Origin of the sequence: Streptomyces sp. NPDC092369, assembly GCF_044755245.1 — a bacterium.
In the GTDB taxonomy this organism is placed as follows: domain Bacteria; phylum Actinomycetota; class Actinomycetes; order Streptomycetales; family Streptomycetaceae; genus Streptomyces.
Genome location: NZ_JBIVQP010000005.1, coordinates 152,899 through 166,408 on the forward strand (window position 1 = coordinate 152,899; position 13,510 = coordinate 166,408).

The 13,510-nt window shown below is 71.6% G+C and carries 9 protein-coding genes and 2 tRNA genes; 6 read left to right on the forward strand and 5 right to left on the reverse strand.

The window, feature by feature from the left end; all coding sequences use genetic code 11:
* Positions 1–63 precede the first annotated feature (63 nt).
* Positions 64–468 (reverse strand): HGxxPAAW family protein, encoded by a 405-nt coding sequence (locus tag ACIQI8_RS29020; protein ID WP_402356400.1) that lies wholly within the window; start codon positions 466–468, stop codon positions 64–66.
* A gap of 113 nt (positions 469–581) precedes the next feature.
* Between ACIQI8_RS29020 and ACIQI8_RS29025 the strand changes: the two genes are divergently transcribed.
* Both ACIQI8_RS29025 and ACIQI8_RS29030 read left to right on the forward strand, forming a co-directional pair.
* On the forward strand, positions 582–1,058 hold the full coding sequence (locus tag ACIQI8_RS29025) for a MarR family winged helix-turn-helix transcriptional regulator (RefSeq protein ID WP_402356403.1): 477 nt from the start codon (positions 582–584) through the stop codon (positions 1,056–1,058).
* Positions 1,059–1,294: 236 nt separating this feature from the next.
* Positions 1,295–1,819: a GtrA family protein gene (locus tag ACIQI8_RS29030; RefSeq protein ID WP_402356406.1), complete on the forward strand. Its 525-nt coding sequence runs from the start codon at positions 1,295–1,297 to the stop codon at positions 1,817–1,819.
* Positions 1,820–1,851: 32 nt separating this feature from the next.
* Here ACIQI8_RS29030 and ACIQI8_RS29035 read toward each other — a convergent pair whose 3' ends face one another.
* Complete coding sequence (locus tag ACIQI8_RS29035; RefSeq protein ID WP_402356409.1) at positions 1,852–2,214, reverse strand: hypothetical protein; 363 nt, start codon at positions 2,212–2,214, stop codon at positions 1,852–1,854.
* A 55-nt stretch (positions 2,215–2,269) separates the two neighbouring features.
* Entirely contained in the window at positions 2,270–2,851 is a 582-nt protein-coding gene (locus ACIQI8_RS29040) for a hypothetical protein (RefSeq protein ID WP_402356412.1), read from the reverse strand.
* Positions 2,852–3,516: 665 nt separating this feature from the next.
* Between ACIQI8_RS29040 and ACIQI8_RS29045 the strand changes: the two genes are divergently transcribed.
* Positions 3,517–3,849: a DUF6959 family protein gene (locus tag ACIQI8_RS29045; RefSeq protein ID WP_402357916.1), complete on the forward strand. Its 333-nt coding sequence runs from the start codon at positions 3,517–3,519 to the stop codon at positions 3,847–3,849.
* 333 nt (positions 3,850–4,182) lie between these two features.
* Positions 4,183–7,383 carry an FG-GAP repeat domain-containing protein gene (locus ACIQI8_RS29050; protein ID WP_402356415.1) on the forward strand — a complete coding sequence of 1,067 codons (3,201 nt, stop codon included), beginning with the start codon at positions 4,183–4,185 and terminating at the stop codon, positions 7,381–7,383.
* Between the two features lie 204 nt (positions 7,384–7,587).
* Here ACIQI8_RS29050 and ACIQI8_RS29055 read toward each other — a convergent pair.
* Positions 7,588–7,660 (reverse strand) — tRNA-Arg (locus tag ACIQI8_RS29055).
* 160 nt (positions 7,661–7,820) lie between these two features.
* Positions 7,821–7,911: transfer RNA gene (locus ACIQI8_RS29060), tRNA-Ser, on the reverse strand.
* Positions 7,912–8,121: 210 nt separating this feature from the next.
* Between ACIQI8_RS29060 and ACIQI8_RS29065 the strand changes: the two genes are divergently transcribed.
* Positions 8,122–8,703, forward strand: coding sequence for an SSI family serine proteinase inhibitor (locus ACIQI8_RS29065; RefSeq protein WP_402356418.1), 582 nt, complete (start codon positions 8,122–8,124; stop codon positions 8,701–8,703).
* Positions 8,704–9,104: 401 nt separating this feature from the next.
* On the forward strand, positions 9,105–13,505 hold the full coding sequence (locus ACIQI8_RS29070) for a PAS domain-containing protein (RefSeq protein ID WP_402356421.1): 4,401 nt from the start codon (positions 9,105–9,107) through the stop codon (positions 13,503–13,505).
* The last annotated feature ends 5 nt before the right edge of the window (positions 13,506–13,510 follow it).

Below are 13,510 nucleotides of genomic sequence, written 5' to 3' on the forward strand. Positions count from 1 at the left end.
GCATCACCTCCACCTCGGAAGCTAGAGACGTCCGTACACAACTCCCCTTCGTGTAAGGCACGTTCACTCGATAGTGGACAGAGGTATCGATTCGCCCGCCACGGGCTCGTACACCGGCAGGGCATCCACCCGCAGACTCGATCCTCGCCCACGCCCGGGAATCCGCCCGGGATTCCGCCCCGCCAAGCGACACCCCACACACCCCGGATGTCCCTCCCGCGCGGTCAGATCCCGTACCCGCCACCCCCACTGCTCTCGCGGGCGCAGCCCCGGCGGTTTGCCCCAGCCGGCGAGATGCAGAACCCAGGTGACCAGGACACTCACGACGACGATCCCCAAGCCCCCGGCCAGCAGCGCGACCGACGTCGCGCACACGCCGAGTCCGAGCACCGCCGTTCCGACGGCGGCGATGCCGAAGCCGGTCCACCCGGCGGCCGTATGGCCCTCGTCATACTGATGTGCGCTCATTCACGTACCCGCCTCTCTCCAGCCAGCGAACCTGGGATCCAAAGATCTCTCACTACGTAAGAAATTTAGCGCAGAAAACTCTCACAAGCTAAGGGAATCAGGGAACCACTCCGATGCATGCCACACCGCGCCAGCCCGCCACCCCGGCCGAGGCACTGAGCGCGATGGACCACCTCATCGCGACGAGCATGATCGGCCAGCAGGAGATGGCTCAGCGGGTGGGCCTGAACGTCACCGACCTCACCTGCTTCGGCTACGTCATCGAGGCCGGCGAGAACCTCCTCACGGCCGGCGACCTGGCGGCTCGCGCCCACGTCACGACGGGTGCGGTGACCGGCATCCTCAACCGCCTGGAACGCGCGGGATACGTCACCCGCCGCCCCGACCCGACCGACCGCCGCCGGGTGCGCGTGGCCGCCCAGCCGGACGCGGAGGCCCGGGTCCGCGAGCTGTACGAGCCCTATTACGCCCGTCTGCACGCCCTGTTCGCCGAGTACTCGCCCGCCGAAATCGCCGTACTGACCGACTGGTTCACGCGCGCGAGCACCCTCGCGGCGGGCTACTTGGAGGAGCACCGCCGCGCGAACTGACCACCCCTCACCGGCCCTCCCCCCGATCGCCCCGACCTTGGGGGTAGGGCTGGCTCCACCATCGGTTCGGTAGGACACTCCATCGTTCCGGCGGGCGAATCACGGAATCGTGGACGTCAGTTGATCCACGACTCCTCGACTCCACGAGACGCGCGAGACACGCAGGCCCGCTCGGGCCCGCACAGGTCCCCACTGGCCTCCCGCGACTCACGGCCCGCCCCCGGAAGGACCGCGACATGGACGCCGCCGCCGCAGTACGGCAGACCCCGACCGCCGGCCCCGGCCCGTTCGCCTCCTTCGTGCGGTTCGTGGTGTGCGGAGGCGGTGTCGGCGTCCTGTCCAGCGCGGCCGTACCGCTGCTGGCGCTGCTGATGCCGTGGGCCCTGTCGAACGCGGTGATCACGATCGCCTCGACGATCCTGTGCACCGAACTCCACGCCCTGTTCACCTTCGGCACCGGCAAGCGCGCCGGCTGGCGCGAGCACTGGCAGTCGGCGGGTTCGGCCGCGGTCGCCTACGCGGTGACCAGCACGGCGGTACTCGTACTCCACACCGTCCAGTCCACGCCCTCGCTCCTGACCGAACAGACCGTCTACCTCACCGCGTCCGGCCTGGCCGGCCTCGGCCGCTTCCTGGTCCTGCGCCTGTTCGTCTTCACCACGGAATCCCGCAAGCCGCGACCCACGACCACCGCTGTCCGACGGCAACCGGCCTGGTTCGGTACGAGGACGCCGGCGGGGGCGCTGTCACAGGCGGCGTGAGGACGGGCACGGGACTCGCTGACGATCAGCGATCAGCGATCAGCGATGGCGAACTCCATCCACTCGATGCCGGGAACGGTGAAACTCGCACCGACGTTGGCGGCCGCGATGCCTTCGAACTCCATCGCGGTGGCCGTTTCCGGCTCGCGGAGACTCCAGGGCGTCGCGATCTTCCACGCCCACTGAAGAGTGGTCAACAGCGCGCGCTCGGGAGCGGAACAGCCGAGCGGGGAGACGAGCCGCACCTCCGCAAGGTCCGGGAACTTCCAGTACCGCTCGTACCCCTGGATCTCCAGGGGCCCCGGCAACAGCCGCTCGACACGCCCGACCAGTCGTTCCGCACCGCGCCGGTCACGCACCTGCGCATAGCAACGCCAACGGATCGTCTCGAACATGCAGGCACCATACGGCTCTTGCGAAACCGCACCGCGGACAGTCCCGCAGCCGCACTCACCCGCTCGCGCCGGACTTCCCCCCGGCCGGAGTGACGGCATGCCACTGCCCGTCCTTACCTTGGCCGTTGACCTGCCCGGCCGCGGTATCGCCGCTGTACCTGTACAACGGCCAGCCCGCGAGGGTGAGTTGCGGCTTGCCGTCACGGTGGACCGTACCGAGAAGGCTCTTCTGCACGCCGCTGGTCCGCACGGAGTCCTGAGGAGAGTCCTGTGGGGAATCCTGGACGATGACGGGTATCCAGGTGTTCGTACACGTCCCGGAACACGTCCACTTGGACGGATTCGACTCGTCCTTGTCATAGCGGTAGAGGGTCATCCCATTGCCATCGGTGACGACATCACCCGTACCGCCGACCGCCGCGGCGACCAGCGCGGTGGTCGTGTCCGTGTCTCCGCTTCCGTCACCGGCCGGTGCCGAAGCCGCGGATTCCGAAGCGGCGGTGGCGACCGGGGCGATCGAAGCGACACCGCCGGAACTCCTACCGGCGGCGTTGTCGGTCGACGAGTCGCACGCCGCCAGCAGCAACGCGGAGACAAGGCCTGCGACCGAGGCGAGGACGATACGGTGCGGAATCACGGAGTTGCCCTTCGGGAGTCGCCGTCCACTTACTCCCTAGTACGTGGGACAGCTCCGGCACTCTCATCGACTGACACCACATGGCGCAGACTTGACCATTGGCCTGGGTCTCGGACTTGGTGCTTCGGGAACTACCCGCCGTGTGTGGACCAGACGTCGATGACAGCGATCGTCAGGACCCACAGGGCCGCGGCACTGAAGATGGAGCGTTTGACCAGCCGGGTCCGGTGCCGCACCACGGTAGTGAGCTGTTCTGTGTCCCTGCCGTCAGGCCGTGGGTAGTCCCGCCATCGGCCCGTGGCTATCCAGACCGCAGCCAAGGCCACGGCGATCCAGACAGTCCACTCCCCTAGCCGTTCACCCAGTTGGTACGCCGTCATCTGTAGCCCCCGTCCTCAGCTGGCAGGACCCTACTGCGGCCGTGGGACAGCAATTCGGTGGGGGCGGCCGACAGCCGGCTCCGGGCGGACATCTGCTACTGCACTTCGTTGCGGTGCGGCAGGATCGAAGGATGTCCCGATCAGTAGGCGCGCACACTGCCGACCCGTGCCCTCGGTGCCTCGTTGAGGCTGTCCGCCCGGGCAGACCGATGACTGTTGGGGGCTGCGACGCCGTCGGCTACCTCTGCGATCACTGTGCGCATGCGTGGTCTCGGCCGGTTGAAGATGACCTGGACGTCTACGACATCGTCAGAGTGGACCTCCCCGACGCCACGCTGTACGGAACCGTCTGGCAGGTCGAAGCCGACCGCGTTCAGGTACGCGGCACGGGCGGTGGCTGGCTGCGGTGGGTCGACCGCTGGAGAGTCATTGTCTACTGATGACGCTGGGACTCAGTGCGCATCCTCCGTCGACGTGGCCGAGTTCGCGGAAGCATGCGCGCGAGGCGACCTGGATGAGGCCCGGGACTGCGCCGGCCTACTTCTGGCGGAGCTGGATGGCCTGCTGGCGCGGTACGAAGCTGCGTTGGACGAGCATGGGGTTCCGCGGCCGTACTGAGGCATTCAGGCCATCGGTTAGGAAACGACGGTCATTTGGGGTCCGGGCGGTCATTCAGTGACCGAGAGGTGCCACGTTCGCGGTCGTCCGGGGCGGCCGCGCACCGGACACAGACCCGGACCGTGAGGTCGTTCCCTGGCCGCCCCGCCAGGCGTCGTCGCTTTGTCTGATCGTAATCCTGGCTGGGAGCACTGGGAGTTCGTTGATCGGCTAGCGTCTATCGCACAAGTGGTCGGCAAGATCCACCGCGGCCACCAGGGGGGACGCGGCAGCGCGCCCGGCCACGGCGGCGCGCCGCGCGGCGGCAGGTCATCACATGAACGAGGGGGAGACGTGAGGGCATTGACCCGGACGTCGACTGAACCACTGCACGGCGGTCGCCGCCGCAGAGGCGGCGCGGGCTTCAGGGTCGCTGCGACCGCCACGATTCTGGCGGTCGCTGGTACGGCCGTCCCGCTCGCCGTGGACGCGCCGCCCGCGTCGGCCGCTCAGGCGACGACCGCGGCGGACTCGTCCCAGGATCAGGAGGTCGTGATCCCGCCCGCCGATCGGGCCACCCCCCGCGTGGACACCCCGCTGGCGGCGGGCAGCACCGGTTTCCTGCACCAGCAGGAGGGCCAGGACGGCTACACCTGGACCGACTTCGCGAGCGGCACCTCGACGCAGGTGCCCGGCCTGCAGACCCTGCCGGCGAACGCGCTCGTACGCCCCGTCGGTGCCGGCGGAGACCTGCTCGCCGTCTCGCCGAGCCCGGCCCGGGGCAGCGCCTGGTACACCCTGCTCGATCCGCACTCCGGCGAGCGCCGGGAGGTGCGGCTCCCGGCCGGCTACACGTTCCGGGGGACCGTCGGGGGCAAGGTGCTGGCGCTGGAGTCCGCGACCAGCACCACCAGCTCCGCCGGTGTGCTCCTCGACACCGGCACCGATCCCGCGCCACCGCTGCCCATCACCGGCCTGCCCACGGGTGCGCAGCTGAACAGCCTCTCCCTCCAGCAGGGCGCCACGGACGACCACGGCGCGGTGATCTCCTTCCGGCAGGACGGCGCGTACCGTTACGGCCTGCTGGACCCCGGGACCGCCGTGATCACCCCTCTCCCGGAGGCGATGAGCGGCGAGGGCCTGCGCATCCTGCTGAGCGCCGACCGCGTCGCCTGGTGGAAGCACGGCACCGGGCTGCGCTGGCTGCCCCGCGGTGACGTCTCCTCCGAGGCGCAGGAGTTCCCGCTCCCCGACGACGCGGCTCCCGTGGCCCTCCTCGGCGGCACCCTCCTGACCTCCAGCCCGGACACCACCTCGGGCACCACGCTCGGCCGGCGGCTGACGTCCCGGCCGCTCGACGGCGGGGAGCCGAGCACCGCACTCGACCACATCGCGGTCGTGTCGGACTCCCCACCGCAGACGGCGGACGGGAGCGCCCTGCTCGTCGGCGGCTCCGGCACCGGCGACTGGGCGGTGCACCGCTTCGCCGCCGGCTCCGACGGACCGTCGGCGCACGAGGTGGTCCAGCCGCTGCCCCCGGTGATCGCCAAGGTCCTGGGACTGAACCTGTACCGGGGCACCCTGAACCGGGTGGACAACATGGAGGGCAAGCTCTCCCTCCACCAGCAGGACGTCGGTACCGGGCCGGTCCCCGTCGCGGGAGCGGCCAAGCCCCTGCCCGCGGGCATGCCCACGTCCACCGTGCGCTGTGCGACGGGTGAGGACTGCGTGCGGACCGTCGAGGGCAACTGGTACGGCCTGTCCTTCCTGTCCCAGACAGCGGGGCGGACGTACCTGGAGACCCGCGTGGACGCCTACACCTCGCACATGCAGGTGCCGTTGCCCGGCAGTGGCGGCGAGGTCAGGGACGCGTCGTACGGGTACGTGGTGGTGGACGGCGGGTCCCCGAGAACCCAGTATCTGATCGCCCCGGGCTACAACAAGGTGGTACGCAGCCGCCCGGTGCAGGCCGCGGCGCTCTGGTACTCCACCCTGTGGAGCGCGACCCCCGGCAGCCCCGGCACGCTGACCGCGGAGCGGCTGACCGAGGACGCGGCCACTCCTGGCAAACCCGTCCGCACCGTGCGGACCGGTGCCGCCTGCGTGCCCACCGAACTGCAGGCGACAGCGCGTTGGCTCTACTGGTCCTGCGGTGCCGACAAGCAGGCCGGCGTGTACGACCTGACGAACAACCGCGGCTTCGCCGTGCCGTCGGGCCCCGCCATGCTCGGTGACGGCTACGTGGTCCGGCACGACCGCGACGCGGGCGAACTCAAGCTGACGGACTTCCACACCGGCAGCCCGCTCGCGGAGCGCTCCATAGCCGCCCTCCCGTCCGGGACCCTCACGGACGACCGCAGGATCACGTGGACCGTGGACAAGTACAGCGGCCACATCGCCTACGTGGACGCCGATCGCCGCGTGCATGTGACCGCGGACGGGGTACCGGACTCCGCTCCGGTGATAGGGGAGGCGTACACCTCCGGGAGCGTCGCGCCGAGGACCAGTTCGTCCCTCTACTCGACCTGGACGGCCTCGTTGCTGCTGAGCCGCCCCGTGGACTCCTGGCAACTGGACATCGTCCAGAAGACGACCGGGCGGCGGGTGGCTGTGGTGACCGGTGGTGCCGAACGCGGTCTCGACGGCATCTCGGCCTCGTGGAAGGGCCGGGAGTCGAACGGTGCTCCCGCCCCGAGCGGTCTCTACACCTGGCAGCTGACCGCGAGGTCCAACGGCGGAACCACGCCGGTACGGGTGGGAAGCGGCGGCCTGGACGTGATGTGCGGCGCCCTGCCGACCCACGTCTACGACTGCGACGGGTTTCCGGACATGGTGGCGGTCCGGAAGGACGGCAGGACCGACTCATGGGAGGGACATCCCAAGGGGCACTTCTACAACCGCAGTTACACCGCGGACTGGCCGACCTCCTCCACCCTGGTGCCGGCCGGCGACCTCAACGGCGACGGGTATGCGGACATGCTGGTCCGCAACTCCGCGGGCGAGCTGCGTGCGTACTGGGGCTTCGGCCAGGTGTACTTCGCCCGGGGAACCAACAGGTCCACCGTCATCGGCAAGGGCTGGGACAAGTACAACGTGCTGACGTCGTCCGGAGACCTCAACCGTGACGGCCGGTCCGACCTGCTGGCCCGGGACCGGTCCGGAGCCCTGTGGTTCTACGCCGGCACCGGAAAGGGCACGTTCAAGTCCCGGGTGCGCATCGGCACAGGGCTCTCCGGTTACACGGCGCTGGTAGGAGCGGGCGACCTCAACGGCGACAAAACCGGAGACCTTCTCGGCCGGGACAAGGCCGGGAATCTCTATCGCTGGTACGGCAACGGAAAGGGCGGCCTCGGGGGGCGCGTCAAGATCGCCTCGGGCTTCAAGGCCTACAACGCCCTGGTCGGCGCCGGCGACCTGACTCAGGACGGACGCAACGACCTCGTCACCCGCGATACCGCCGGCAACCTGTACCGCTGGGCGGGCAACGGCAAGGGCGGCTTCGGCGCACGCGTGAAGATCGGCACCGGTTGGGGCGTCTACAAGGCGCTGTACTGACGACCCGGAACAGCAACCTCCAGTCCTGCAATGGCCTGAGGACAAGATCGATGGGCCCCCTGGAAACAGGGGGCCCATCGACATCGTGCCCGGCGAGGCACTGACGGAGGACACGAGATCCCAACACGGCGCCTGACATCGGCCGTTGCTGTACGCACCCGAAACGCCAAAGGCCCCGGATTACTCCGGGGCCTTCGATCTATGTGCACTCGGCAGGATTCGAACCTGCAACCTTCTGATCCGTAGTCAGATGCTCTATCCGTTAAGCTACGAGTGCTTGTCCTGTGTGCCGTTCCTGGTCCTTTCGGGCCGCTCGCGGCGACAGGAAGAACATTACATGACTGCCGCCGCCATGTGAAATCCGTTTGCCGCAGCCATTGTGACCTGCGGAAACGGCGAAACCCCGGTCCTGGGACCGGGGCTTCGGTGATCTTGCGCGGAGGCGGAGGGATTTGAACCCTCGATGGGCTTTAAGGCCCAAACCGCATTAGCAGTGCGGCGCCATAGACCGGACTAGGCGACGCCTCCCGCACAACCGCCCGCGCGAGCGCGAGTGGTGCGTGCAGATGATGACACAGTCGAGCGCGGTGTCACCAATCGCCTCCCACGGTACTAGGCGTGCTGGCCGCAGGGCAAAGCGCTTCTTCACCCGGCGAGGCCCCGTCGGGAGGCTCGCCGGGTAGCCCGCCGGGAGGGCGCCGCGCGCAACATCCCGGCGCCGGCGGCGTTAGTCAGGTCATGTTCCAGGTCTCGCACCGTTCCCAAGTCCGCCGTGTCTCCCCGGTCTCCCCGGTCTCTCACGTCTCCCCCGCACCCCACCCACCCCAAGCCCCCCGCCGCACCCGCCGCCTCGCCACCCTGTTCCTCGCCGTCGCCGCCTCCGCCTCCCTCGCCCCGACCCTCACCGCCCCCGCCGCACAAGCCGCCGACGCCGGTCCCCTCGCCCTCGCCCCGCCCCCCGTCCGCGACGAGGACCGGGCCGGCGATCACCTCACCGTCACCGTGCGGGACGCGGGCGGCGGCAAGGACGGGACGTACGACCTGTACTGCCATCCCGGAGGCGGGACCCATCCCGACGCCGCCGGCGCGTGCGGCGCGCTCGATCGCGAGGCCCGTTGGGGGCGGGACACCTTCGCCCCCGTGCCCGACGGGAGCGTGTGCACCATGCAGTACGGCGGGCCCGCCACCGCGCATGTCACCGGGGTGTGGGCCGGGCGTCCCGTCGATGCCTCGTACGACCGTCGGAACGGATGCGAGATCGGGCGCTGGGACCGGATGGTGCCGTTGCTGCCGGATCTGCGGGCCCGGGGGCAGGCGTAACCGCGAAAACCACACCGCCGAAAACCCCATCGCCGAAGACACGACCTCCAGAGGCCCCCGTCAGCGGCACTCGTCAGCGGCGCCCCCAGTGCCGTAACCCTCCGGTGTCCGCAGGGACCGACCCGCACAGACGTTCCACCATCGCCCCACCGGCTCCACATAAGTGCCGACCCGTCAGTCGCGTACAGCTCCGCGCGGCTCTGTCAGGGGTGTGCAGGCCAGGCGGCGGGCGGGGTCGTGTCGTCACACGTTCTGCGTCAGTTCGTCGTGCGACCTCCCTCTCATCCGGCGCCGCGAGCGGGACCGCAGCCCTTAGACTCCCTCGCGTGACACGTCGCGGGCAGGTTGGCAAGATGGCCCGAGCGGTCGGCAAGATGCGGTAACAGGGAGGAAGGCGTCTCGTGAGCAGCAGGCCATCCCGAGGCGCTGCTCGCCTCGCAGCCATACTCGACGCGCTTCCCGACGCGTTGGTGCTGGTCAACGCCAACGGGACTGTCGTCAACGCGAACACCATCGCGCTGGAGGCCTTCGAAGCGCCGGGGACGGCTCTGGTGGGGCGGGGGCTGCTCGATCTGTTGCCCCAGTTCGACTCCAAGCTGATTCCGGGCTCCATGCGGCGGCCCGATCACATGGATCCCCGCGGGCAGACCAAGCCGACGCGGATGATCGCGCGGCGGACCGACGGCAGCGAGTTCCCCGTCGAGGTCACCAGCGCCAACCTCGAGAACGGGCAGCAGGCCTACGACAGTTACGGCTACGGCTCCGACGAGCTGCTGATGCTCGTCGTACGCGACCTGACCGGGACCGTCGACACCGAGGCCGAGCTGGCGCGTTCGCAGCGGCAGACCGAGATGATTCTCCGGGCCGCGGCCGAGGGCGTGGTGGGCACCGACACCGACGGGCGGATCGTGCTCGTCAATCCCGCCGCCGCGCAGATCCTCGGGTACCGCGCCAGCGACCTCGGCGGCAAGGCCCTGCACGACCTCGTCCTGCACTCGCGCGCCGACGGCACCCCCTTCCCGTACGACGAGTCGCCGCTCGCCGACACCCTGCGGTCCGGGCGCAAGCACCGGGTGCGGGGGCAGGTGCTGTGGTCGAAGTCCGGGGACGAGGTCTCCGTCGATCTCACGACCGCGCCCGTGCGCGACGGCGATCAGCTCGTGGGCGCGGTGATGACCTTCACCGACCGGCGGCCCTACGACGCGCTCGCCGAGGAGAAGGAAGCCGTCGAGAAGCGGCACACGGACGAGCTGGAGCGGATCGAGGAGGAGCACGCCTCCGAACTGACCGCCCTGCGCCAGAAGCACGTCCGCGAGATCGAGGAGCTCCAGGAGCAGCACGACGAGGAGCTGGCCGCCGGCGAGGACCGGTACGCGGCCCTCGGTGAGCGGGCGAAGGATCGGTACGAGGCCCTCGCCGGGCGGCACGAGCAGCTGCTGACGCTGCTGGCCCGGTCGCTGCGCGGACCGCTGGACGAACTGCGCCGCGATCTCGCCGCGCTCGCCGCCGACGACGCGGGGCAGCTGTGGCCCGAGGCCAACCAGGTGCTCCACCACCTGTCCGCCGGCTACTCGCGGATCACGACCCTCATCGACAACGTCCTCGGCTACCAGGCCCTCGACGCCGGCAGCGAGCAGGTCGTCCGTACGAAGGTCATGCTCGACGCGGTCGTCGCCGCGGGCGTCGACGGCGCCGTCGAACTGATCGGGCCCGGGCGGGTGCAGTTCGCCGTGCACGCGCCGCCCATAGAGGCCGAGGTCGACCCGCAGCGGCTCGCCACCGCGCTCGCGCATCTCGTCGCGGACGTGGCCGGCGTCGACGCAACCGGCAACGCGCCCGTGTCGGCGGGCGGTTACATGGACAACACCGTCGTCGTCGCGGCGGCGCAGCGCGGTGAGGTCGTACGGATCGAGGTGCGCGGGCCGTACGCCGGGGGAGACCCGGTGCACGAGCCGATCGTGCGCGGAATCGTGCGGGCCCACGGCGGGGTGCTGCAGACGCACGAGGTGCCGGGTATGAGCGGCAGCGCGTACGTCCTCGAAGTGCCCATCGGCGGTGGGGCCGGGGCCGTCGAGGTGCAGTCGTCAGCCCTCGAAGTGGCCGGGCCCAGCTCCGGCGGCGGGCGGCGCCGGGCCCGTCGGTCCTCCGTCGACGCCTTCCTGGAGAGCGACGTTCCGGGAGCGGGCGGCGAGCCCGGCACGCCGGGTGCCGACATCCCGGGTGCCGAGGTCGCCGTACCCACCGGCCGGCGTCGGCGCCGGGCCGCCGAGGAGCCCGCGCAGGAACCCGTCGCCGCGGACGGCTCCGGCGGCACGGGCCGGCGGCGCGGGCGGGCCGCCGACGGCAGTGCGGAGGGCCAGGTCGAAGGTGACGGTTCCGGGGACGCGGTCTCCGAGGGTGCCGTCGTCATGGCCGGCGAGTACGGCGTGGGTACCGCGGCCGTCGGCAGCGGCCTGGGCGGCACCGTGCCGCCGCAGGGCGTACCCGCGCCCGCCGGCGGAACCACCGGACGGCGCGCCCGGCGCGACGGCGGCGAACAGCACGCCCTGCCGCCGGCCCTCCCTGCCTCCACCGGCCAGGGCAACCAGCCGGTCCTCGCCAACCAACCCGTTCCCGCCGGCCAGCCCGGCCCCGCCGAGAACGCCGAGCCGACCGGACGCCGTCGCCGTGCCCTGGCCGCCGCGAACGAACGCGCCGCCGCCGCGCAGGAGGCGGGACCCCGTACGGTCTTCGCCCTGCCGCCGGCCGAGGCGGACCGGACCCCGGAGTCGGGGGCCGCGGCGGTGGCGGGCGGCGCGGGCATGTCCCCGCAGCAGGCGCCGGTGGGCGGACAGATGCCGACGCCGATGGCGGCGCCGGGGCAGATGGCAGGGCAGGTGCCCGGATCGGCGCCGGCGCCGGGGCAGGGGCAGGGGCAGGGGCAGGTCCCCGGTCAGATGCCCGGCCAGCAGATGCCGGGGCAGCTCCAGCCGCCCGTCCCCCAGCAAGGCCAGGTCCCCGGTCAGGTGCCGGGGCAGGTCCCCGGCCAGCAGATGCCGGGGCAGCTCCAGCCACCCGTCCCCCAGCAAGGCCAGGTCCCCGGTCAGGTGCCGGGGCAGGTCCCGGGCCAGCTTCAGGCGGCCGTTCCCGCTCCCGTGCCCGCTCAACAGCAGGCCCCGGCGCAGGCGCAGCCGCACCCTCAAGTCCCCGGTCAGAGCGGGCAGCACCTCGCCGGTGACGCCCTGATCGACGACGGCCGGCACGACGCCACCCCGCACGACCAGTCCGAGGACCACACCCCGCCGCAGCCGCACCCCACGAGCGCGCCGACCGGTCGTCGGCGCCGTGCCGTGGCGCAGGGCGGGGCGGCGGGGACTGCCGCGCAGGGAGTTCCGGTCGCGGAGGCCGCCGGGATGGCCCAGGCGGGGCTCGCGCCCGCCGTTCCCGGTCAGGCGGTCGGCAGTACGGCGGGGCAGCAGGTCCCGCCCGGACAGCAGCCGGTCCCCGCGCAGGGCGCGCCCATCCCGGCCCAGGCGACCCCCGGCCAGCCCCTTCCCGCGGAGGCCGCCGCCGGTCCCGTACCGGCCGCGCAGCCCGGTGCCACCCCTTCGCCCGGCACGCCGCTCCCGCCTGAGGTGGCCGCGGCGCAGGCGCAAGCACAGGCTCAGGCCTCGCAGCCGTTGCCCGCCGAGGCCGGTGGGATGCCGGTCGACCCGAACTCCACTCAGGGGCGCGCCTTCAGTGTGCGGACGCTGGGGCAGGGCGTGCCGTTCACGCGGCAGGCAGCGCAGGTGCAGCAGCCGGCGACGCCCGCGGTGAACAACCCCAGCAACGGGGGCCGGCGCCGCAAGCTCGGCACGCGGCCCGACTCGGGCACCGCGCCCCAGGAACAGGCGGCCCGTCCGCATCCGTCGGCCGAGCAGCCGCAGCCCTCGCTCGCCGGGCAGTCCCGGCTGGCGCAGGTGACCGAGGGCTCCGGACGGTCGTACGCCATAGGGGCACCGGACGAGAACGCCGCCGAAGGCCCCGAGCCGCTGGACGGTCCCGGCGGGGCGGTCGAGGTCGCGGATCCGCCGCGTCCGCAGCCGCTGGACGACGAGTTGCCGCCGGAGCCGCTGGACAACCCGCGGCGGCTGCTGGTGTGGCCGGCGCCGGACGTCACCACCCAGCAGGCGCTCAGCGACCGCGGCTACCGGCCCGTCATCGTGCACTCGCGCGAAGAGGTCGACGCGCAGATCGCCGCGTTCCCGGCCGCGCTGTTCGTGGACCCGCTGACCGGGCCGATCACCCGGACCGCGCTGCAGTCGCTGCGGCAGGCGGCGGTGGCCGCCGAGGTGCCGGTGATGGTGACGGCCGGGCTCGGACAGGCGACGCGCGAGGCGGCCTACGGCGCCGATCCCGCCGTACTCCTGAAGGCGCTCGCCCCGCGGGACAGCGAGCAGCACCCGCCGCGCGTGCTGCTCATCGAGGAGCACGCGGAGATCGCGCTGGCGCTGACCGCGACGCTGGAGCGGCGCGGGATGCAGGTCGCGCGGGCGGCGAGCGACGCGGACGCGGTGACGCTGGCGGGGCAGTTGCGGCCGAACCTGGTCGTGATGGACCTGATGCAGGTGCACCGGCGGCAGGCCGGCATCGTCGACTGGCTGCGCGCGAACGGCCAGCTCAACCGCACCCCGCTCGTCGTCTACACCGCCGCCGTCGACCAGGCCGACCTCCCGCGCCTCGCCTCCGGCGAGACGGTCCTCTTCCTCGCGGAACGCTCCACCAGCACCGAGGTGCAGAGCCGGATCGTGGACCTGCTGGCGCGGATCGGCACCAACTAGGGTCC